This window comes from Streptomyces sp. NPDC040432 (genome assembly GCF_055595445.1).
In genome coordinates this window covers 130,041-152,414 of record NZ_JBVIVP010000013.1, presented here as the reverse complement: position 1 = coordinate 152,414, position 22,374 = coordinate 130,041, and the positions used below count along the sequence as shown (strand labels likewise).

Annotated in this window: 11 protein-coding genes; 4 read left to right on the top strand and 7 right to left on the bottom strand. The window is 74.3% G+C overall.

The features are described 5' to 3' along the window. Nucleotides 1-48: 48 nt before the first annotated feature. Nucleotides 49-1,521, bottom strand: a complete 1,473-nt coding sequence (locus ACZ58N_RS25090; RefSeq protein ID WP_471164022.1) for an SDR family NAD(P)-dependent oxidoreductase — start codon at nucleotides 1,519-1,521, stop codon at nucleotides 49-51. 454 nt (nucleotides 1,522-1,975) lie between these two features. Between ACZ58N_RS25090 and ACZ58N_RS25085 the strand changes: the two genes are divergently transcribed. From ACZ58N_RS25085 to ACZ58N_RS25075, 3 genes are all read left to right on the top strand, one after another. Then, nucleotides 1,976-3,622 carry a hypothetical protein gene (locus ACZ58N_RS25085; RefSeq protein WP_471163912.1) on the top strand — a complete coding sequence of 549 codons (1,647 nt, stop codon included), beginning with the start codon at nucleotides 1,976-1,978 and terminating at the stop codon, nucleotides 3,620-3,622. Between the two features lie 218 nt (nucleotides 3,623-3,840). Next, on the top strand, nucleotides 3,841-4,563 hold the full coding sequence (locus ACZ58N_RS25080; protein WP_471163909.1) for an SDR family oxidoreductase: 723 nt from the start codon (nucleotides 3,841-3,843) through the stop codon (nucleotides 4,561-4,563). A gap of 310 nt (nucleotides 4,564-4,873) precedes the next feature. Next, on the top strand, nucleotides 4,874-6,787 hold the full coding sequence (locus tag ACZ58N_RS25075) for a copper resistance CopC/CopD family protein (protein ID WP_471163907.1): 1,914 nt from the start codon (nucleotides 4,874-4,876) through the stop codon (nucleotides 6,785-6,787). A gap of 84 nt (nucleotides 6,788-6,871) precedes the next feature. Here ACZ58N_RS25075 and ACZ58N_RS25070 read toward each other — a convergent pair whose 3' ends face one another. The 3 genes from ACZ58N_RS25070 to ACZ58N_RS25060 all read right to left on the bottom strand — a co-directional run bounded on the left by ACZ58N_RS25070 (nucleotide 6,872) and on the right by ACZ58N_RS25060 (nucleotide 9,415). Beyond that, entirely contained in the window at nucleotides 6,872-8,266 is a 1,395-nt protein-coding gene (locus tag ACZ58N_RS25070) for a DUF1775 domain-containing protein (RefSeq protein WP_471163904.1), read from the bottom strand. 188 nt (nucleotides 8,267-8,454) lie between these two features. Beyond that, nucleotides 8,455-9,039 carry a potassium-transporting ATPase subunit C gene (locus tag ACZ58N_RS25065; protein WP_471163901.1) on the bottom strand — a complete coding sequence of 195 codons (585 nt, stop codon included), beginning with the start codon at nucleotides 9,037-9,039 and terminating at the stop codon, nucleotides 8,455-8,457. 13 nt (nucleotides 9,040-9,052) lie between these two features. Next, nucleotides 9,053-9,415 carry an SAV_915 family protein gene (locus ACZ58N_RS25060; RefSeq protein WP_471163899.1) on the bottom strand — a complete coding sequence of 121 codons (363 nt, stop codon included), beginning with the start codon at nucleotides 9,413-9,415 and terminating at the stop codon, nucleotides 9,053-9,055. Between the two features lie 261 nt (nucleotides 9,416-9,676). Between ACZ58N_RS25060 and ACZ58N_RS25055 the strand changes: the two genes are divergently transcribed. Next, complete coding sequence (locus ACZ58N_RS25055; RefSeq protein ID WP_471163897.1) at nucleotides 9,677-10,228, top strand: universal stress protein; 552 nt, start codon at nucleotides 9,677-9,679, stop codon at nucleotides 10,226-10,228. Between the two features lie 6 nt (nucleotides 10,229-10,234). On the opposite strand, the gene ACZ58N_RS25050 is transcribed toward ACZ58N_RS25055, so the two are convergent. The 3 genes from ACZ58N_RS25050 to ACZ58N_RS25040 all read right to left on the bottom strand — a co-directional run bounded on the left by ACZ58N_RS25050 (nucleotide 10,235) and on the right by ACZ58N_RS25040 (nucleotide 22,273). Beyond that, a complete protein-coding gene (locus tag ACZ58N_RS25050; RefSeq protein ID WP_471163894.1) occupies nucleotides 10,235-13,294 on the bottom strand; it encodes an AMP-binding protein in 3,060 nt (1,019 codons plus the stop codon). Nucleotides 13,295-13,361: 67 nt separating this feature from the next. Then, entirely contained in the window at nucleotides 13,362-16,664 is a 3,303-nt protein-coding gene (locus ACZ58N_RS25045) for an amino acid adenylation domain-containing protein (RefSeq protein ID WP_471163891.1), read from the bottom strand. Beyond that, nucleotides 16,661-22,273, bottom strand: coding sequence for an amino acid adenylation domain-containing protein (locus ACZ58N_RS25040; RefSeq protein ID WP_471163888.1), 5,613 nt, complete (start codon nucleotides 22,271-22,273; stop codon nucleotides 16,661-16,663). Before ACZ58N_RS25040 ends, ACZ58N_RS25045 begins: the two co-directional genes overlap by 4 nt. Nucleotides 22,274-22,374 lie beyond the last annotated feature (101 nt).

Sequence of the window (22,374 nt, the reverse complement as noted above, 5' to 3'; positions counted from 1 at the left end):
GAGCGGCGCGGGAGTCCGGCACGGGAGCCGCCCGGCAGGCCGGAGCGATCACCACGGGACCTGCCGGTAGTCCTTCAGCAGGACGCCGTGCACGGGTTCTCCGGCCTCTCCCCGCACGACGGGGTGGTAGACGCGGGCGGCGCCGTCGACGACGTCCAACGGCGGGCGCCAGCCGGTGGCGGCGTGCCGGTTCCGGGCGGGCAGGGGCTTCTCGTCCGTGACCCACCCGGTGTCGACGCTACAGGTGTGGATGCCACGGGTGGCCAGCTCGGCCGCGCTGGTGCGGGTGAGCATGTTCAGCGCCGCCTTCGCCATGTTGGTGTGCGGATGGTCGCCCGTCTTCCTGCGCACGGTGAACCGGCCTTCGACCGCCGAGACGTTGATGAGGTAGCGGTGGGGGTGCGGGGAGGAGTCCAGCAGGGGCAGCAGACGGTCGGCGAGCAGGAACGGCGCCACCGCGTTGACCAGTTGGACTTCCAGCAGCTCCGCCGCGTCGATCTGTCCCAGGCGCAGCGTCCAGGAGTTGGTCCCGGCTGTCTCGGGCAGCAGACCCGCCTCGTCGACACCCTCCCGCGCCGGCGGGACGACTGGTGGGGCGCCCGCCGCGGGCGCGGTGGCGGCGAGGGCCGGGGGCGCCGGGACCCGGGGGGCGAGCTCCGCCGTCCACGGCAGGGGCGCGGTGCGCGGACCGGGTACGGAGAACCCAGGAGCGGTCCATATCGGTGGCGCTTCGAGGGACGTGGCGGCCGGAGTGGTTTCGCCGGCGGCCAGTGCGGCGTACGCCTGCGGGGAGCGGCGCAGGGTCTGGGCCGCGTTGTTGATCAGGATGTCCAGGGGCAGCCCCCGGGCGAGCACGTGGTCCGTGAAGGCGAGGACCTGCCGGGGATCGCGCAGGTCCAGCGCGGCGATCCGCAGCCGCGGCCACCACTGCGAGGCGTCGGGGACGGTCGCGAACCGGCGCACCGTGTCCTGGGGGAAGCGGCTGGTCACGGTGAGCTCTGCGCCGTCCCTCAGGAGCATCAGCGCGACCTGGAAGCCGATCTTGACGCGGCCGCCGGTCAGCAGCGCGCGCCGGCCGGTGAGGTCGGTGCGGTTCGTACGGTGGGCGAGGTTTTCACCGGCGCAGTCCGGACACAGCAGGTGGTAGAAGTCGTGGACGTGCCGGTAGTGGTTCTTGCAGACGTAACAGCGCAGCGGACGGTTCAGCAGCCGTTCCGGGCCGTCACCGGCCGGCGCGCGGTCCGGCGACCGCGGCTCCGCGGACGGCCCCGGACGGAGCGGCACGTGCTCGCGGACCGACGGACCCCGCTCCGGTGGGGCCTGCGGCAGAGCGGCGTCCATGACGCGGTCGCGGGCGCCCGTCGCGGTGGTGGCGAGCAACTCCGCATCCGCCGCGGCCCGTGCCGCGCGGGCCTCGGCACGACGCCGCAGACGACCGTCGCGGACGAGATCACCGGCGGCTCGCTCCAACGACCGGCGCCGGTCGTCGTCCAGGGGTAGCCGCCGCGCCTGCTGGATCATGTCCAGGCAGATCCGTATGCGCTCACTGTCCACGGGGTGCCTTCGGTATGAGGGATCGTGCGCGGCTCCCCCCGACCCGTCCGGTGGCGTTCCGGGCACGGGGACGACCGGACCGCGCGCGGTGGGGGCGAGCCGGACGCCGGCGGGGAAGGCGCGCCCATGATGGACGCGGAGCACGGGCACCGCGTCCGGAGACGGTGATCAGAATAGGCCGCGAGCGGCGGGACCCGGCACCATTTTCGGCCCGGACCCACGTCCGGCGAACACCTCCGAGCGGACCCCTGGGCACCGGGCGCGCCCCCGGAAATCGGGAGATTCCCGAATCGGACAGCGAACGTCTGTTTCGGGCCGGTTGGGGATGATCCGGGTGCCGGTCCGCCCGGTCAGTGGTGTGCTGGAGGGGCTGCGCCCGTCGGGGCGAGCGTCGGACAGCGTCAACAGGGGGTCCTCAGCCATGGCTTCTCTGCACTACGACATACTCACCGATCCGGCTCCGCTCCAGGTCCCGGTCGCGGGCGAGGAACGACAGGGTTCGGTGCACGTCGTCGTCTCCAACCCGACGATGGACGAGGTGATCTGGTACTCCATCGAGCTACGGGTGCCCTGCGGCCAAGGGGCCGGTGACCTGACGGCGGACCCGAAGACGATCACCGCCCGGATCGAGCGGAACACCGCGACGAGGCCGGGGGAGGAGCCCCTCGTCGTCTGGGACGAAAACACGGGTGTCCTCACCGTGACCGCCCGGCCGAACGCACTGTTCCAGGAGGCCGGTTCCATGGCCCTGGTCCTGGACGGCTTCCCCGTATCGGGCGTGGCCGGACTGGTGCTGCTGGGGGTGACGGAGCGGGCGGCGAACGGTGCCAGGGTGCAGAAGAACCCGGTGACCCTGAGCCTGCTGAAGCAACTGCCCAGGATCCCGAGCAACTTCCGCGCCGAGCAGTCCCTGGTGGCCGGCGGGCAGGACGTCGTCCTGCGCTGGGACGGGCCCGACACCCTCACCTACCGGATCCAGGGCCCCGAGGGCCAACCGGAGACCGTCGCACCGACGCAGGGCGCGGCCGGCTGGCAGTGGTCGCCGCCCGCGGGCCGGGAGCCCAGGAGGGACGCCACGTACACCCTGATCGCCACCTCCCCGGGCGGACAACAGGCCGGGTACTTCCTCACCACCACCGTCCACCTGCGCAGCCCCGAGTTCGAGGGCGTCACCGCCACCGCCGGCATCCACAGCCCGTGGATCGAGGGCACGACGGACCGGGGCAGGATCGTCCTCACCGCGCAGGGCGCCCAGCTCCGCGACACCGCCGGCGACCTCGGCACCCTCACCGCCGCCAGGGCCGACGTCGACACCGTGACCGCGACGTGGGTCCGGGGACGCGAGAACGACGCCGGGTGGATCGGATTCCCGTCCGACGGGATCAGGGTCGGCCACGGCGGCGGAAGCGACCTGGGAACCGTCACGGCCGACAGGATCAGCGTGACCGGCATCAACACCCAGTGGGTGGGGGACCGGGACTCCGGCAAGGGATGGGTCGAGTTCCCGCAGTCGGGAGTGAACGTCCGCAAGGACGGAAAGCAGGACTGGGGAACCGTCGCCGCCGACCTGGCGGACCTGAACGGCATCCATACGAAGTGGGTGCAGGGCCGCACGGGCACCGACGGATGGATCGAGTTCCCGGCCTCCGGGATGAACGTCTTCCAGGGCGCCGGAAGCCGCCAGTGGGGAACCGTCGCGGCCGACAAGGCGGACCTGAACGACCTGGTCGCCCGCCGGGCCCAGGTCGAGGAGCGGCTCACCCTCCAGGGCGGGCTGAGCGTCGGCAACGTGCTGGAGACGCAGGACGGCCCGCCGCGGCTGATCGTCCACGGCAGGCTGGAGGCCGAGGGCGAGGTGACGGCCGGCGCCACGGTCACCGTCGACGGAGACCTCACCACGCTCGGCATGCTGCGCGTCCAGGGCGAGTCGCGCCTCCAGGGGAAGGTGAACGCCGGAGCGCACCTGTCGGTGCGCAACGCGGGCGACTGGATCATGCACACCAACGACGGGAAGGTGGCGATCAACGGCGACCTGCGCGTCCACGGGGCATTCCGCTCCGATTCCTGACCGGGCCGCGAGGGGCGGACGGCCCGACGCCGCCCGGCCGATGGAGGCACGGCCGGGCGTTGCGCCGCGCGGGGGTATCCCGGCAGGTCGTGCGGCACCACGCCCGGCGGCGCCGGTCAGGGTCCGACCGGCGGTGGTCTCCTGGGGCGGGAGCCGGCGGCGGGTGCCGCTGTGGCTCCCGCCGTCCCCGCGCCCCGATGGGAAGGACCCCGACCGGTATGCCCAAGCCCCTGATCGTGATCACCGGTGCCAGCTCCGGCATCGGCGCGGCCACCGCCCGACTGTTCTCCTCCCAGGGCCACCCGCTGCTCCTGGTGGCCCGCCGGCTGGACCGGCTGGAGGCGCTGGGGCTGCCCGACGCCATGTGCCGGAAGGTCGACGTCACCGACCGGCCGGCTCTGGAGGCCGCCGTGCGGGAGGCCGAGGAGCGGTACGGGCCGGTGGACCTGCTGATCAACAACGCGGGCGCGATGCTGCTGGGCCGGATCGCCGACCAGCCGGTGGACGAATGGGAGCGGATGCTCGACATCAATGTGAAGGGCCTGCTGTTCGCGACCCGCGTGGTCCTGCCCGGGATGCTGGAGAGGGGCGCGGGCACCATCGTGAACATCGGCTCGGTGGCCGGACGGAAGACCTTCCCGAACCACGCGGCCTATGTGGGAACCAAGTTCGCCGTCCACGCGATGTCGGAGAACCTCCGCGAGGAGGTGGCCGCCACCGGGGTCCGGGTCGTGACGGTGGCTCCGGGGGCCGTCGAGACGGAACTGCTGTCGCACACCAGCGACGAACGGATCAAGAGCGACTACCAGGCGTGGAAGGAGTCGGCGGGCGGCGCGCTGGACCCGGACGAGGTGGCCGCCGCCATCGCCTACGCCTACGGCCGACCCCGCCACGTCACCGTCCGCGAGATCGTCCTGGCCTCGACGGGCCAGGAGGCCTGAACCGGAAGCCACCGGCGACTACGGCGCCGACCGGGACACCGCCCCGGCGGCCGGGGAGTGGGCCTGCCGCCCCATACAGGACGGTGCCCCCGGCGGAGCCTTCCGCGCCGTCCTTTAGCCGAAGTTGCTCAACCGGCGCCGCTCGGGGGCCGACGGCACTATCGTCCACATCTCGCCATGACCTCCGGCCCCGCCGGGAGTCCGTTCCGTCGCCCCCGGCGCGTCGTACCGCCCGGCTGTTCCTCCGTACGACCGGGATCCGGGCCGTGGTGTCGCCGCCGGCGACCGTCCCTTCGGAGGCTGCCTCTCCATGCACACCGGATCGCCTTCCGCGCGGACCTCGTCGACCGTCCTGGCGCTGGTCGTCGCCGTGCTCGCCCTGATCCTCGGCGGGGCGGGCCCGGCCTCCGCGCACGCGAGCCTCAGCGGCTCCGATCCCGCGGACGGCGGCGTCCTCAAAACCCCTCCGCGGCAGGTCACACTCACCTTCACCGAATCGGTCAGCTTCTCCGAGGACTCGCTGAGAGTGCTGTCGCCGGACAACGAGCGTGCGAACCCGCGCCCGGCACAGCACGCGGACGGCAAGGACAACACGGCGCGCGTGGAGCTGTCCGGCACGCTGCCGGAGGGCACCTACACCGTGGCCTGGCGCGTCGTCTCCGCCGACGGCCACCCGATCTCGGGCGCGTTCGTCTTCTCCATCGGCAAGCCGTCCGAGACCGCCGCGGTGGTGGGGACGGCAGCGCCGGAGGACACGGCGGCCGGCCGCCTGTACGGCTTCTTCCGGTACGTCGCGTACACCGGACTGGCCCTCCTCGTCGGAGCCGCCGCGTTCGTCCTGGTGTGCTGGCCCACCTCGGCCGCGGTCCGTCGGGTGCGCGGCGTGCCGGCAGTCGGCTGGGTGGCGCTGACGGTGTCCACCCTGGCCCTGTTCCTGCTGCGCGGCCCCTACGAGACGGGCGGTACCGTGGCCTCGGCCTTCGACCTGGCAGGGATGGGCCGAACCGCCACCGGCAGGCCCGGCGGCGCGCTGATCGTACGGCTCGCGCTGCTGGCGGTGGCCGCGGTGTTCCTGAGGCGATCGTCCGTACGACTCGAACGGCTCGAACGGACCGGGGACGGCACCCCGCGCGAGGAACTCGGCGCCGGTGTCCGCCTGGTCGGCGCGGTGATCGCCCTGGCCCTGGCGGCCACCTGGGCCGCCGCGGAACACGCCGCCGCAGGGATCCAGGTGCCGTTGGCCATGCCGGTCGCCGTACTGCACCTGCTGGCCATGGGGATCTGGCTGGGCGGCCTGATCACCCTGATGGTCCTCCTACGGCGCCGGGGCGCCGCCGGTGGGGACGTCCCGGCGTCCGCGATCGGCCGCTTCTCCACCCTGGCCTTCGTGGCCGTGGTGACCCTGGTCGGCACCGGGACGTACCAGTCCTGGCGGCAGGTCGGATCGTGGGACGCCTTGCTCACCACCTCGTTCGGCAGAACCCTCGTCGTGAAGGTCGCCGCCGTGGCCCTCGTGCTGTGCGCGGCGTCCTTCTCCCGCCGCTGGACGGCCCGCCTCGTCCACGAGGCGCCGCCGGTCACGGAGACCGCGACGGTGCCCGCGCCCGCGGCCGAGCGGGTGCGGGTCGTGGAGACGGTCGGAGCGCCACTCCTGGCGGCGCCGACGGGGCCCGGTGGCACGGCGGACGTGCCCGACGGGGGCGAGCCGGCCGACGGAGCCCGTCCGACCGGCGTCCGGCCCGACGGGTACCGGCGCGGCCTGCGCCGCACGGTCGCCGTCGAGGCCGTACTCGGCGTCGTGGTCCTGGCCATCTCGACCCTGCTCACCGGAACCCAGCCCAGCCGCGCCGCCGACGGGGCTCCGGGGACTTCCGCGCAGGAGCCGCAGGCGAAGGTGGTCACGGTCCCGTTCGACATGGGGACGGCCAACCACCGGGGCACCGTGCAGATCACGTTGGCCCCGGGACGCGTCGGGGAGAACACCGTCGAAGCCGTCGTGTTCACCGCGGACGGCGGCCTCGCCACCGTTCCCGAACTGCGCCTCACCCTCACCCAGAACGAACTCGGGATCGGGCCGCTGGACGCCGGGCTCAAGAACCAGAAGGGGTACTGGGCGACGTACGACCTGCGGTTGCCGATGGCCGGCGAGTGGACCCTGAACCTCACGGTGCGCACCACCGACATCGACCAGGTCACCGTGCGCGATACCGTCAGGATCACGTAGTCCCGGCGCAGCCGCAGCCGCAGCCGCAGCCGCACCGCGGTCGGGGGCCGGTACGCGCCGCTGCCCGGCCCCCGACCGTGTCGGTCAGGCCCCGTCGCGGCTGCGGCGCATCCACCAGAAGGTGCCGGCGCCGACGAGCACGAGGGCGGCCGCGACCACGCCGACGACGGTCCCGGTACCGCTGCCCGCCTCCTCCGCGCCCACCGTCCGTCCGCTCGGGGACGCGACGGGAACGGACGGGGCCGCCGCCGACGCCTGGAGCGACGGCGTGACGCTCGGGGTCGGCGACGGCGAGGGGCTCGGGGCGATCGGCACGGCTCCGGGGGCCGCCGCCTTCAACTCCAGTACGGGAGCCGGGTTGTCGACCTTCTCGCCGTTGCCGGGCACCTCGATCCAGCGGGAGATCTTTCCGTCGCCGTACGTCTCCAGGGTCTTGAAGGCCAGGGACTTCGCATCGGGCAGTTGGCGGACGGCGATGCTGTACTCGGCATCGGTGCCGGTGGCCAGAGCCGGGCCGCCGATCGCGTACCCGTCCGGGGTGACGGTCAACTTCCAGTTCTCGGGCGCCTCCTTGAGCGTCACCGCGTCCGGAGCGATGCCCGTCGGGAGCACGACCCGCAACTCCGCGATGCCCGCGGTGTCGGACTCGGCTTCGGACTCGAAGGTCAGCGTGACGTTCTCGGCGAGCGCGCGCGGGTCGGAGGCCGTGACTCCGGCGTGGGCGGCGGCCGGTCCGGCAGCCAGACCCAGGAGCACCAGGGCGCCGACCGCCCCGAGGGCGGGTCGGCGGAGCGGGCGGCGGATGTGTGACCTGTTCATGATGGAGGAACCCTCTCGGTGCGCGGGACGGGCCTCGCCCCACAGGTGGGAGCCCGCCAGGATCAGGGGAGCGTCTCCTGCGCCTCCGGTGGGAGGCCCCCGACGCACCACCGCGTGACCGAGCATCGTCGTCACCGTCGGCCGTGCGTGGTGCCCGTCGAGCACGACGATCGCGGTCCGCGGACCGGGTCGGACACCTGGCCGCCGGCACACGTCGAAGGCCGCTGCGGCAGCCGCGACCGCCTCCTGGGCCCACCGACCCAACGCCCCCGGCAGGCGGCTCAGCGCACGGTCGGCGCGGTGCATGAGAAGCGCCATCACGCACGCGGCGACGCAGTGGGCCGCGGTCATGGCCCACACGGCCTGTCGCGCCGCACGCCCCGCCTCCGGCACCGGCACACCGGCGTGCGGTCCGGTGTGTCCGTGGGCCGCTCCGTGCCCCACGGACAGCGCCCGGTGCAGGAGGAGTTGGGCCGTCACGGTCGCCGTGAACACGTGCGGCCCGGCCGGGACGGGGCGGGCCGCGAGCGACGACAGGGCGAAGAGGACGGCGGCCCCGGCCACGAGCCGCGGCCCGGGCACGGGCTCCCCCGAGGCCAGGTGGTGACCCACGGCTGCCAATGCCGAGCTGATCAGGGTGAACGCGGCAGCTCGCAGCACCCGCCCGCCCTGCCACGCAGACCGCGGACGCGAGCGCGTCCGTGCACGGGCTCCGGCCATATCGGGGTCATCATCCACCGGGCCCCGCGGCGTAGGACCCCAACTGTCAATTGCGGAGCATATTTTCGAGCCGGCCGGACACGGAGGCACCGTGCCCGGCCGGCTCGCGACCCTTGGCCGGGTCGATGTCAGCCCTGCGTGAAGGCCTTGAGCGCGGTGTTCAGTTCGAGGACGTTCACCCGTGGTTCGCCCATGAAGCCGAGGGTGCGGCCCCGGGAGTGCTCGGCGACGAGCTTCTCGACCTGCTCGACGTCGAGCTTGTTCCGCTCGGCGACGCGGTGGACCTGGAGCTCGGCGTAGGCGGGGGAGATGTGCGGGTCGAGGCCCGAACCGGAGGAGGTGACGGCGTCGGCCGGCACGTCCCCGGGCCGCACCGGGTGGGAGGCCGTGGAGTTGTCCGCGATCACGGCGTCCCTGGCGGAGACGACCTGGGCGCACAGGGTGCCTTCCTCCGCGCCCGCCGTGCAGAGACCGTTGACGGCGCCGTTGTCGGCGGACCGGTTGGTGGCACCCGAGAGGATCAGGGAGTACCGCGTGTTCACGCTGTTGGCGCCGAGCCCGTTGGAGGGGCGCGGCTGGAACCACCTGAGGTCCGGCTTCACTGCCTCCTCGGCGTCGCCCGGGTCGTCCTTCGGAAGGTTGTAGGTCTGCCCGATGAGGGAGGAGCCGACGACCCGACCGCTCCCGTCCTCGGGGAGGGCGGCGATCGTCATGGTGCGATTCCCTTCAGGCGTTCCGGGCCGCGGTCTCGGGCGCCTGTCGGACCGGTGCGCCGACCGGGCCGGGGCCCGTCGCCGGGGCCACCGCGGGAGCGGTCAGGGTCGGATCGACCGTCAGCGACGACGCCCCGAGGGGTCCGGCCAGCGCGCGGAGCGCGGACTCGGACAGCCGGATCCAGGGCTGCTCCGGTCCGAGGGTCGCGGCCAGCCGCTCCGCCGTGGTGAAACCGACGGCGGTACGGGCACCCAGCGGGGTGCGGAACATGCGGACCACCGCCCGGGCGGGTCCCGGCCGGGCCGGTACGAACAGGGGGCCGGCCGGGACCCGTTCCTCGGGCTCGGGGTCGTCGTCGTACTGGAACAAACACATGGGGCCCTCCCGGAGGAACCACGGATGACGGATGGGCCCCGGATGCGGGGAGGCAGCCGGGGCGGGACACCGAAGCTATCCCCGTGACCGCGCCCCGGCGGGCAGCCCATGACGGGACCTTGACGGCGACGGCCCCACTCCATACGCCGCACTGACAGCGGGGCCCCCGCGCCGTCAGGAACACGTCATGAGTTCCGGCAGGCGCGTCAGGACGACGTCAGTCGGCCACCGCACGCGCCGCCCCCGCCCTTTCATGGAGCCGTGGAAACACGTACGGACCACCAGGAGAGGACCATGGGCGTGCGCAGGATCGTGGTGGGCGTGAGCGGAACCCCGGGCAGCCTGTCCGCACTGCACCGGGCCGTCGCGGAGGCCCGGGTACGGGAGGCCGAACTATGGGTCGTGATGGCCTGGCAGGCTCCCGGAGGCGCACTCGCGAGCCGTGGCGCCTGCGACGTCCCGGCCCTGACCGACTGCCGCGCCGGAGCCGTGGAACGGCTGCGCGAGGTGCTCGACGGCGCCTTCGGCGCCACGAGGCCCGGCGTCGCCCTGGCCGGCCTCACGGTGCGGGCCACGCCCGGCGCGGCCCTCGTGGACACCGCCCGCGGCCCCGACGACCTCCTGGTGGTGGGCAGCGGCTCCCGCAACGCGCTGCGCCGCCTCGTCCGTCCCTCGGTGGCGCGCTACTGCCTCGCCCACGCTGCCTGCCCCGTCCTGACCGTCCCGCCGTCACCGCTCCAGGCCGACCTCGACGAGGTGCACCGCCGCAACTTCTGGCGGCTGTCACTGGACGCGAGGGAGCTCGCCCCCTGAGCGACGTCACCCACAGGCGGCGGTCAGCGCGGCGGTGAACTCCCCGGCCAGTTCGGCGATCACCGGGAGGTCGAAGGCCAGCGCGTTGTACTGCAGCCAGCAGCGCATGCCGCCGTCCGGCTGCTCGACCACGGTCAGCTCGGGCACCCCCCGGTCGCCGCCCGGCAGCGGCCAGGGCACGGTGCTCCCGCGCGGCAACTCCCAGGGCTCGCAGGCCAGGCCGGGGAGTTGGGCGGGCGCGGCCCAGGCCTCGTAGCGGACCCAGGCCGCGAAGGGCACGGACGGACTGAACTCGGCGAACGGGTGGAGCTGGTGGTCCAGCGCCTCGCTGTGGACCGCTCTCAGCCGGTCCAGCAGTTCGGCGAAACCCGGCCCGCCGCTCGCGTCCACCCGCAGCAACAACGACTGCACGAAGCAACCCACCGTCCGCTCGGCGTCCGGGCGCGGGCGCCCGGGCACCGGGGTCATCACCACCAGGTCGGGTCGGCCGCCGCGGCGCGCCAGCAGGCCCGTCCAGGCCGCGGTGACCGCCAGGAAGGGGGTGGCGCCCAGCTCGGCCGCCCGGGCCCGCAGGGCCTCGGCCAACGGCGCCGGCACCTCGAACTCGTGCGCCTTGGTGAGCACCTCGTCCACCGCCCGTCGGCCCGCGAACTGCTCGACGGCCTCCGGCGCTCCGGCGAGCGCGGCCCCGAAGTGGGCCCGGGAGGCCGGCCAGTGCGCGTTCGCCCAGTCCACCAACTCGGCGTAGCCCGGGCCCGAGCGGGCCGGCGGGGCGGTGCGGCCCCGCCGCAGCGCGGAGTAGAACACCCCGAGGTCGGCCAGCAGCACGCCCACCGACCAACCGTCGGCGACCATGTGGTGCATCGCGACCAGTACCACGTGGTCGGTGTCCGATCTGCTGACCACGAGGAGGCGTGCCATCGGGTCGCGGGCCAGGTCGGTGAGCCGGTCGCGCTCGGCCAGCAGCAGGGCGTCCACCTCCGCGTCCGTGGCCCCCGGGGCCCGGGTCAGGATGATCCGTACCCGGGGTTCCTCGTCCAGGACCGCCCGCACGACGCCCCCGCCCACCGCCTCGAACCGGGTCCGCAGCGCCGGATGGCGGCGGACCGCCTCGGTGAGCGCCCGGCCCAGGGTCTCCGGTTGCAGCCGGTCGGCCACCCTGAACAGGGCCGTCACCGCGCCGGCGTCACGGCCGGGAGCCTCGGCCATCCAGCGGAAGAAGTTCTCCTGCTGGGAGGTGAGGGCGAGGGCGTGCGGCTGCGCGCGGAGCGCGGCCAGGTAGGGGGTCACGGTCCCCGTCCCGGCGGGCGCCGCGCCGGTCACGGGCCGCCGCCGGTCGGGGTGGTCCACCCAGGCCGCCTGGGAGCGCAGCGAGGGCCGCTCGAAGATCATGGCGGTGCCGGCGCGTACCCCGAACTCCTCGCTGATGGCGGTGGCGAGCTGGACCGCCCGGAAGGAGTCGCCGCCGAGCGCGAAGAACTCGGCGGCCACATCGGTGACCGGCCGGCCCAGCAGCCGCCGCCAGAGCCCGGCAAGCCGTAGTTCCGTCGGGCCGGTGGGGGCGAGCGCGGGTCCGGTGGGCTTCGCGGGCGCGTCGAACAGCGGACGGAGCAGGTGTTTGACCACCTTCCCGCTCGGGTTCCTGGGCAGGTCCTCGGCGAGCAGGATCCGGACCGGGAGTTCGGGCCGGCCCAACCGGGTACTCAGGAACAGCCGGAGCCCGTCGAGGTCCAGCCCGCCGGGCCCGGCCACCACGACCGCCACCGGGACGGCGCCCATCACGGGGTGCGGCAGGCCGAGCGCGGCGGCGTCGGCGACCGCGGGGTGTTCGTGCAGTGCCTCCTCGATGCGCAGCGTGGACACCTTCAGCGCCCCGCTCTTGATGACGTCGCTCTCCCGGTCGACCAGGTACAGGTGGCCGTCCGGGTCGAGGCGTCCGACATCGCCCATCCGTACCCAGCCGTCCCGGAACACCCGCTCGCCCCGCCCGGCGGCGCCCAGGTAGGCGCGCGGCGGCCCGGGCTGGCGCAGCCAGACCTCGCCGACCTGCCCGGCGGGCAGCGGCAGCCCGTCCGCGTCCAGGATCCTCAGGTCGGCGGGGTCCGTCGGGCGGCCCGACGAGCCGGGGCGGCGGGTGTCGACCACGGTGGAGATCTGCGCGGGCGAGGCCTCCGCGGAGGTGTACGTGTTGACCAGGGTCGCGCCCGGCAGCGCCGCGGCCAGGGCGGCGGCGACCGGCACGGGCAGTGCGGCGGCGGAGGAGTTGACCAGGCGCAGACTGCTCAGGTCGTAGCGCCCGGCGGTGCCCGCGTTCACCAGCTCGATCGCCATCGACGGCACGAGGAAGGCGGTGCCGATCCTGAACTCCTCGACCGCCGCGCCGAACGCGTCCGCGTCGAAACGCGGCAGGCTGAGCGTGGTGGGCGCGGCCGTCAGCGCGCCCAACAGCATCACCTGGCCCGCGTTGGTTCCGATGGGGAAGGCGTGCAGGGCGTGCCGGGAGTGGGCGTAGGCGCGCCGCCGCGGGTGGGTGGACAGGCCGGCGGTCAGGTTCCCGTGCGCGGCGAGCACGCCCTTGGGCGCACCGGTGGTGCCGGAGGTGCCGATCACCTGGGCCGGGTCGGCCGGGCCGACCCTGTGCGGCGGGCCGGCCGGCGGCTCCGGGTGCGCCGCAAGCAGGACGTCCAGACGCAGGTCCGTCGGTCCCGGGACCTCGGGCCGCCCGGCCTCCCGCAGGACCGTGCCGGCCTCGGCCAGCGCGGCCAGGGCGGCGGCATCGGCCTCGGAGAGGTCCTCTCGGACCGGGACCGGAACCCCGCCCGCGTACTGGACGGCGAGGAAACCGACGGCGTACCGCTCCCAGCTCGCGTTGGAGAACCGCAGCACCACCCGGTCGCCCGGCGCGACCCCGGCCGCGGCCAGTGCGACCGCGACCCGCAGCGCCTCCTCGCGCCAACGCCGGTACGTGAGTTGCCCACCGCCGATGACGTGCAGCGCGACGTGGTCCGGGTGTTCGACGGCCCGCGCGTCGAGGAGCTCCGGGACGGTCGTCGCGGCGGGCGGCACGGTGATGGCGATGGCGTTCTCCGATGCGGTGCGGGTGGTGAGGGTACGGGGCGGTGAGCGGGCGGGGTCAGGTCAGCCGGTCGGCGGCCTCCTCCTCGCTGAGGGCATCGATCTCCGCGATCAGCAGCGCCTCGATCCGGGCCGCCAGGGCCGCCGGTGTGGGGCTCTCGAAGACGTCGCGGATCGACACGTCGAGGCCGACGCCCGCCCGGATCCGGGCCGCGACCCGGGTGACCAGCAGCGAATCCCCGCCGAGGGCGAGGAAGTCGTCCAGCACGCCGACCCTCGGCAGGCCGAGCACCTCCTGCCAGAGGTCGACCACCAGGGCCTCGGCATCGGTGCGGGGCGCCAGGTATCCGGTGGCGGCCCCCGCCGGCTCCGGATCGGGCAGGGCCGCGGTGTCCAGCTTGCCGTTGGCGGTGAGCGGAAGCGTGTCGAGCAGCACCACGGCCTCCGGCACCATGAAGGCCGGCAGCCGCAGCGCCAGGTGCTCGCGCAGCTCGCCCGCCCCCGGCACGGCCATGGACCGCTGCCCGTCGGCCGGTCGCAGGACGGCGTAGGCGATCAGCCGACGCCCGTCGCGGACCAGCACGGCCACCCGGCCGACGGCCGGATGGGCCGTGAGGGCGGCCTCGATCTCGGCGGGCTCGATCCGGTATCCGCGGATCTTCACCTGGTCGTCGGCGCGACCGAGGAACTCCAACTGCCCGTCGGCGCGCCACCGGGCGCGGTCGCCGGTGCGGTACATCCGACCGTCCGGGGTGTCGGCGAACGGATCCGGGAGGAAGGCCCGCGCGGTCAGCTCGGGCCGGGCCGCGTAGTCGCGCGCGAGGCCGGCGCCGCCGATGTACAGCTCGCCCTCGGAGCCGGCGGGCAGCAGGCCTCCGCGCTCGTCCAGGACGTAGAGCCGCACCCCCGGCAGCGGACGGCCGAGCGGCGGGCGCTGCTCGGAGGCCGGCCCGCGGCCGGGGGCGCCGAGCTCGCCCGCGGTGACGATGACGGTGGCCTCGGTCGGACCGTAGGTGTTGACCAGCCGGACGCCGTCGCCGTGCCGCTCCCGCCACTGGGCGAGGGTGACGGCGCGCGCCTCGGAGCCTCCGATGACCACCAGACGCAACGCCGGCGGCCACGGGGTCCGCGCGCCGAGGGACACCATTTCCTGCCAGTACGCGGTCGGCAGGTCGAGCACGGTGACGGACCGCCCGGCCTCGGTGCGCAGCAGGTCGGGCAGCATCCGGCCGCCGCCGGGCAACAGGACGACGCAGGCGCCCGCGGTGAGGGCCGGCCAGATCTCCTCGGCATGGGTGTCGAAGCCGATCGAGGCGAACTGGACGATCCGGTCGCCCGGCCGGAGTCCGTACCCCTGCGGCCCGGCCATCCACCGGACGCGCTCGGCGAGGGCGGCGTGCTCGACGGCGACGCCCTTGGGCGCGCCGGTGGAGCCCGAGGTGTACAGCACGTACGCGAGGCCGCCCGGGTCGGTCCCCGGCAGCGCGGCCCCCGCGGGCTCCGCGCCCACGGACCCGACGCCGGGGCCGGCGGCCCCGGCCCCCCTGTCCGGATCGGCCACGTCCAGCACCGGGACGCCCAGGTCCGGACGCTCGCCCCCGGTGAGCAGCAGGGCGGCGTCCGCCTCGCCGAGCATCAACCGCCGGCGCTCGACCGGGTGCGCGGGGTCGAGCGGCAGGTAGCCGGCGCCGGCCTTCCAGATCGCCAACAGGGCGGTGATCAGCGCGAAGGAGGGCTCGATCCGCACACCCACCACCCGGCCGGCCACCGGGCCGAGCCGACGGGCCAACTCCGTGGAAGCCCGGTCGAGTTCCGCGTAGGTACGGACGTCGCCCGCACACTCGACGGCCGGTGCGTCGGGACGGGCGGCGACCTGGGCGGCGAAGCCGTGCAGGATCGGGTGCGCGTCCTCGGTGACGGCGGGCCCGGCGCCGAGGGCCAGCAGCGCGGCCCGCTCCTCGCCCGTCAGCAGCCAGTCGCCGTGCAGCGGGACCTCCACGTCCACGACGGCTCGGGCGAGCAGGTCGCCGGTCCGGCGCGCCAGGGCCTCGACCGTGGCACGCTCGAAGAGCTCCCGGTCGAAGCAGAACGACAACGTCATCCCGCCGTCCGGAGTGCGCCAACTGTCCAACAAAAGATCCGTCTTGGCCCGGTCGAAACCGGAATCCATGCTCGCCGTCCGGACGCCCGCGGGCAGTACGGCCCGCTCGTCGGCGCCGGTCGGGTCGTACTGGCTCTGGTGGACGAACACCGCCTGGTACAGCGGGCCGACACCGGGCAGTACCGGCAGCCCCAGTTCGGCGGCCACCCGCTCGACCGGGACGTCCTGATGGCTCAGCGCGGCCATCGTGGCCGAGCGGACCCGGCGCAGCACGGTGCGGAAGTCGGGTTCGCCGGTGAGGTCCGCGCGGATCACCCCGGTGCGGGAGAAGTAGCCGAGCAGCGCCTCGTGGGCGGTCTCGTTGCGACCGGCCAGCGGGGTGCCGACGGCGAATTCGTGGCTGCCGCACCAGCGTGACAACACGCACTGGTAGGCGGCGAGCAGCACCATGAACGGGGTGCAGCGCTGCTCGCGGGCCAAGGAGTCGATGCGGGCGACGAGGTCGGGGCCGAGGGCCAGGTCGGCGAAGCCGGCCGGGTGGGTGGGTTCGGCCGGCCTGGGACGGTCCAGCGGCATCCGCAGGGCGCCGACGCCCGCCAGCCGCCCGCTCCAGTACCGGACCGCCTCCTCTGCGGCGCCGCCGTCCAGCCGGGCCCGTTCGGCGAGCGCGAAGTCCGCGAACTGCTCCTTCAGCTCGACCAGTTCGGCCGCGCCCTCGCCGATCTCCTCGCGGTACAGCGCGAGCAGTTCGCGCCACAGCACGGTGAACGACCAGCCGTCGGAGACGATGTGGTGGACCACCACGCCCAGGGCGTGCTCGTGCTCCCCGGCGCTGACCAGGACGGCCCGCAGCGGCGGGCGTCCGCCCAGGTCGAAGGGGGCGTTGACGTGGGGTGCGCAGGCCGCGGTGAAGGACGCCTCATCGGCGTCGGGTATCGCGATCAGGGTGAGCTCGACGTCCCGCACGGGCTCGACGAGTTGGACGGGCTGCTCGCCGTCCAGGGCGAAGCGGGTGCGCAGCACGTGGTGGCGCGCGGTGAGCCGGGTGAGCGCCGCGCGCAGCGCCCGCGGGTCGATCGGGCCGCTCCAGCGGCGGTTCAAGTACATGTTGAACCCGGAGTCCCGCGGGTTCAGTTGCTGGAGGAACCAGAGGCGGCGCTGCTCGTCGGTCAGCGGATACCGGGCGACCGGGGTCCCGGCGGCAGAAACGGTCGGGGTCGGGGTCGGGGCGGGGATCGGGGTCGTGGTGGGGGACGTCATGCGTTCATCTCGCTTTTCGTACGGGCCCGCAGGGTCTCCAGGCCGATCAGGTCGTCGGACTCGGCGTCCGGGACTTCCCGGTCGAAGCGGGCCAGGACGGGAATGCAGAGGCTGATCAGGACCAGTGCGGCCATGGCGAGCCCGAACACCAGGTAGAGCAGGCCGATGCCGCGCCCGTCGCCGGTGCCGATCAGCGCGCCGACCGTGGAGGCCAGCGCGCCGCCCTCGTCCATCAACGGTTGGAGCAGCTCGGGGCCGACCGGGGCGACCAGGGCGAACCCGATCGGCAGGGTGGACCAGGCGACCATGGTGTTCACCGCGATCACCCGGCCGTGGAAACGCATCGGCACCTTGGTCTGTACGACCGTCGCGTAGATGCCGTTGAGCAGCGCCAGCCCGTAGGTCATTCCGAACGCACCGACGGCGACCAACGTCACCGAGGGCCGCAGCCCGGTGATGACGCAGGCGGCGGCGAGGCCGAGCGTGGCCAGCAGGACTCCGCGCAGCCGCATCCTGCGCGGGCCGCCCCAGACGAGCAGGGTGAGGCCGCCGAGGACGGCGCCCATTCCGGCCGCGGTCGATACCCAGCCGGCCGCCGCGGTCGAGGAGAAGGAGAGCACCAGCGGGGTGACGAGGAGGAAGAGCGGGGAGAGGAAGACGTTCAGGGCGGCGAACCAGAACAGCATGGCCCTGAAGTGGCGGTTGCCGAGGGCCCGTCGGAAGCCGGCCCGGATCTCGGCGGCGACGCTCTCGCGGCGGGTGGCGGCCATCGCGTCGGGGAAGCGCACCGCCAGGGTGACCCCGGTGGCGATCACGTAGCTGATGACGTCGAAGACCAGGATGCCGCCGAGCCCGATCACGTGCAGGATGCCGACCGCGATCAGCGGGACGAGGAACTGGGCCAGGCCGAACGCCATCTGGACCACGCCGTTGGCACGGCCCAGGAACCGCTTGGGCACCAGCTGCGGTACGGCGGAGCCCCAGGCGACGCGCTGGAAGGCCAGCGCGGCCGAGAGCACGGAGATCATCACGTAGCAGTGCCACGTCTCCAACGAGCCGCTGAGGTGGAGCACCAGGAGTGCCGCCTGGGTCAGCCCGGCCGCGACATCGCCCCACAGCATCACCCTGCGGCGGTCGCCGCGGTCGACGATGGCGCCGGCCAACGGGGCGACCACGATGCCGGGCACCAGGCCGAAGGCGGCGAGCAGGCCGAGTTGGAACAGCGAGCCGGTCTGCAGGTACACCCAGATCGGCAGGGCGAACTCGGTGAGCGCCGAGCCGATCATCGAGAGCTGCTGGCCGGTGGCGACGGCCAGGAAGCGGCCCATCGTGGGGCGGACGGGGCCCCTGCGGCGGCCCGTGCGGGCCTTCCCCGGTGTCCCGGCCCGCTCCGACCCCTCGGGCCGTGCGTGCTCCGGTCCGGGGTCCGGCTCGACGCCCGCCTCCGTCCCGGCTTCGCGGGACAGGCCGGCCAGCCACCAGGTGGCGTCGGCGGTACGCCCGTGGACGGCTTCCTCGCCGGCGGCGATCGAGCGGTGCACCCCGGTCAGGATGTCGGCCAGCTCCGCCGCGCGGTATTTCAGGTAGAAGTGCCCGGCCTCGTCCAGGACCACCACGGCGGTGGTCCCGGTGATGCGGTGCCACTCGCGGAACCGCTCCTCGTAGAACTCGGTCGCCGGGTCGCGGTCGCCGCAGACGGCGATCACCGGGGCCGTGATGCGGCCTCCGTCTGTCTCGTACAGCTCGCCGAAGTAGCGCTCGGCGCCCTTGGTGCCGACCCGGCGGTTGTGCACGATCAGCCGCAACTGGTCCTCGTCGACCTCGTCCACGTCCAGGCCCGCCGCGGCCAAGGCGTTGATCATGCCCTGGTCGCTGCGCAACCGGGCGGACAGCTCGGCGAAGCGCTCGGCCAGTGCGGCGCCGCGCCCCTTCGGCCGGGCGAACGGGAAGATGCCCCCGAGGTGGACGGCGTCGATCTCCCGGCCCGCGGCCTCCACCCGGCGCGCTATCTCCACGGTCAACCGGACGCCGACCCCGCAGTGCCCGTAGAGCACCAGCCGTCCGGGGACGTGGGCGACGATCTCCTCGGCGCACAGCCGGGCGACCTCGTCGATGTCCAGCGCCTCCTCGCCCAGCTCGTGGCCGGGAACGGCGATGGAATGCAGGGCCCAGTCCGCCGGCAGGGCGTCGGCGAGCGGTTTGTAGATCAGCGCACTGCCACCGCCGTACGGGGCGCAGACGACGCTGGCGGCCGGCTCGCGGCGCCCGGGGGTGAGCAGGTGCAGCAGCCGGCGCGGACCGCGGTCGGCCTCGGGGGTCGCCACCAGCGCGGCGAGCCGACGGACCGTCGGGTGCTTGAAGAGGTCCATCACGCCGACCGGGGAGGCCAGGTCGGGGAAGGCCCGGCGCATCCGGGCGACCACCTGGGTGGCGAGCAGGGAGTGGCCACCGAGCTCGAAGAAGTCGTCCAGGGCGCCCACCCGGGGGAGGTCCAGGAGCTCCGCCCACATGGCGGCGATCACCTGCTCGGTCCCGTCCTCCGGTTCGACGTGGGCGCCGGTGGCGGGGCCGTCCGCGGGCGCGGGCAGCGCCTTGCGGTCGACCTTGCCGTGGGGGAGCAGCGGCAGCCGCTCCAGCACCACGTAGCGGGCCGGGACCATGTAGTCGGGCAGGACCTCGCCGAGGGCGGCGCGCAGTTCGGCGGTGGTCGGCGGCGCGCCGCCGGCGGGGCGCTCCAGATAGCCGACGAGGTTCTGCCTGAGCCCCTCGCCCCGGGTCAGCACCACCGCCTGGGTGATGCCGGGCAGGGCGGTCAGCGCGGCCTCGATCTCGCCGGGCTCGACCCGGTGGCCGCGGACCTTGATCTGGTCGTCGACCCGGCCGAGGTAGTCCAGCGAACCGTCGGCGCGCCAGCGCGCGAGATCGCCGGTGCGGTACATGCGCGGGCCGCCGGTCCACGGGGTGCCCGGGTCGGTCGCGGACGGCCGCGAACCGTCCGGGTCGGCGTACGGATCGTGCAGGAACCGTTCCGCGGTCAGGTCCGGCCGTCCGAGGTACCCACGCGCGAGCCGGTCCCCGCCGACGTACAACTCCCCGGTCACGCCCGGCGGAACGGGGTTGCGGGCCTCGTCCAACACGTAGCAGCGCCCACCGGCGAGCGGTCGGCCGATGGGGGTGTTGCCCGGCGCGCCCACGCCGTCGGCGGTGACCTCGTGGACGGTGATCCCCACGGTCGCCTCGGTCGGACCGTAGTGGTTGAACACCGCGCAGCGGCCCAGCGCGGCGATGCCGGCCGCCCAGGACCAGCCGGAGGCCTCGCCGCCGAGGAGCAGCGCACGGCGCGGCAGCAACTGCTCGACGGGCACGTCGGCGGTCAGTGCCGCCAGGTGGGAGGGCGTCATCTTCAGGTAGTCGATGCCGGCCCGCTCGATCTCCGCGGCCAGTTCCACGCCCGCGATCCGGCGCGGCAGCAGGTGGACCCGGCCACCCGTCGTGAGGGCCAGGTAGAGCATGGTGATGCTGAAGTCGAAGGAGAGCGACTGCAGCAGCCCGAACGACGAGCCGGGTTCGATCCGCAGCCGCTCGCCCGCACCCGCCAGGTAGTTGAGGACCTGGCGGTGCTGCACGGCGACGCCCTTGGGCGCACCGGTGGAGCCCGAGGTGTAGATCACGTACGCGAGGTGGTCGGCGCCGGAGACCTCCTCCAGCGGCGCTCCGTCGCCCTCGCCCGCACCGGTGCCGTCGCCGGCCGGCAGGTCGATCGCAGGGTGGTCGCCGAACCTCGGGCGCAGCACGCCGTCGGTGATCAGCACCTTGGCCCCGGAGTCGGCGACCAGGTGGGCGAGCCGGGCGGGCGGTTGCTCGGGGTCGAGCGGCAGGTAGGCCCCGCCCGCCTTGAGGACGGCGACCAGGGCGACGGCCAGCTCGGCGGACTGCTCCAGGCAGACGGCCACCCGGTCGTCCGCGCCCACGCCCAGTTCCCGCAGCCGCCGGGCCATGGCGTTGGCGCGTCGGTCGAGGTCGCCGTACGTCATGGTGCGGTCCTCGAACACCAGCGCCGGTGCCCCGGGCGTCCGGGCCGCGGTACGGGCCAGCGCCGCGGTGAGGGTGGCGGGACCGTCCTCGGGCAATGGCGGGCCGACGGCCCAGGTCTCCAGCACGGCCGTCCGCTCGGCCCCGTCGAGCAGGGGGAGCCGGTCGACCGCCAGCGCGGGGTCGGCGACGCCGGCAGCGGTCAGCAACCGGAACCGCTCGGCGAGACGCTCGACGGTGCCCGCGTCGAACAGGTCGGTGCGGTAGGTGAACAGGCCGTAGAGGCCGCCGTCGGCCTCCTCGCGCATGTACAGGGCGAGGTCGGCATGGGTGGTGGTGGCTTCGTAACCGAAGCCCTCGGAGCCGGGGGCGGCGGTGGTGGAGGCCGGGTCGCCGTAGTTCTGGAAGGCGAACGTGGTCTGGAAGACGGCGGCGCGGCTGACGTCGCGTTCCACCGCGAGATCGTGGACCATCTGCTCGAACGGCACCTCCTGGTGCGCGTACGCGTCGAGCGTGGTCCCACGGACCCGGCTGATCAGCCGACCGAAGTCGAGGTCGGCGGACAGTCGGGCGCGGATCGGCAGCATGTTGACGAACGCGCCGACGACGCCTTCGAGTTCACGGTGAAGACGCCCGGCGACGGCGGAGCCGACGGCGAAGTCGCGCCGGCCCGCGTGTCGGCCCAGCACGGCCTGGAAGGCGGCCATCAGCACCATGTAGGTGGAGGCGCCGTGGGCCCGCGCCACCTCACCCACCCGGCGGGAGAGTTCGGCGCTCCAGCGGAACTCGACCGCGGCGCCGTCGAAGGTGAACACCGGCGGACGGGGCCGGTCGGTGGGCAGCTCCAGGGCGGGGACGCCGTCGAGCTCGGTGCGCCAGTACTCGCGCGAGGCGGCGAGCCCACCGTTCTCCAACCGGTCCCGCTGCCAGCACGCGTAGTCCCCGAACTGGACCGGTAGGGCCGGCAGTTCACCGTGCGCGCCGTGCGCGTGGTGGGCGTGGAGGACGTCGAGCTCGCGGTTGAGGACGTCGATCGACCAGCCGTCGCAGATGATGTGGTGCATGACGAAGGCGAGGACGTGATCGTCCTCGGCGATCCGGACGACGAGGACGCGCAACAGCGGGCCGACCCGGAGGTCGAAGGGTTCGGCGATCAACGCGCCGAGCTCGGCGGCGGCGCGCGCCTGCGGGTCCGGGTCCGTGCCGACGTCCAGGTGCCGGGCGGCGAACGGCGCGGGCTCGGCGATGCCGACCTCGGCGGTGCCCGCCTCCGTGGTGCGGAAGGTCATCCGCAGGCTCTCGTGCCGCGCCACCAGATCGGTCAGCGCGGCGTCCAGCGCGGCGCGGTCGAACGGGCCGCGGAACCGGCGGGCCGGCGCGAGGGTCCAGGCCGTCGAACCGGGAGCGAGTTGGTCCATGAACCAGAGCCGTTCCTGGCCGCTGGAGAGGGGCGGTACGGTGCCCGCGGGGCGGGGCTCCACCACCCGGGCCGGCGCCGTGGCGCCGCGCAGCCGTCGGCTGAGCAGGGCACGCTTGGCTGCGGACCAGTCGGTGGGCAGGTCCTGGGTATCCGTCATCGGGTTCCTGTTCGGGCGTTCGGGCGTTCGGCGGGGGGCTTCGGGGGTGCGGACGTGGCGGGGCCGGGCGCGGCCGAGCGGGCCGCGCCCGGTGTACCGGG

Coding starts and splice junctions, on each gene's coding strand:
- ACZ58N_RS25090 (WP_471164022.1), bottom strand. CDS start 1,521: ATGATCCAGCAGGCGCGGCGGCTACCCCTGGACGACGACCGGCGCCGG.
- ACZ58N_RS25085 (WP_471163912.1), top strand. CDS start 1,976: ATGGCTTCTCTGCACTACGACATACTCACCGATCCGGCTCCGCTCCAG.
- ACZ58N_RS25080 (WP_471163909.1), top strand. CDS start 3,841: ATGCCCAAGCCCCTGATCGTGATCACCGGTGCCAGCTCCGGCATCGGC.
- ACZ58N_RS25075 (WP_471163907.1), top strand. CDS start 4,874: ATGCACACCGGATCGCCTTCCGCGCGGACCTCGTCGACCGTCCTGGCG.
- ACZ58N_RS25065 (WP_471163901.1), bottom strand. CDS start 9,039: ATGACGATCGCCGCCCTCCCCGAGGACGGGAGCGGTCGGGTCGTCGGC.
- ACZ58N_RS25060 (WP_471163899.1), bottom strand. CDS start 9,415: ATGTGTTTGTTCCAGTACGACGACGACCCCGAGCCCGAGGAACGGGTC.
- ACZ58N_RS25045 (WP_471163891.1), bottom strand. CDS start 16,664: ATGACGTCCCCCACCACGACCCCGATCCCCGCCCCGACCCCGACCCCG.
- ACZ58N_RS25040 (WP_471163888.1), bottom strand. CDS start 22,273: ATGACGGATACCCAGGACCTGCCCACCGACTGGTCCGCAGCCAAGCGT.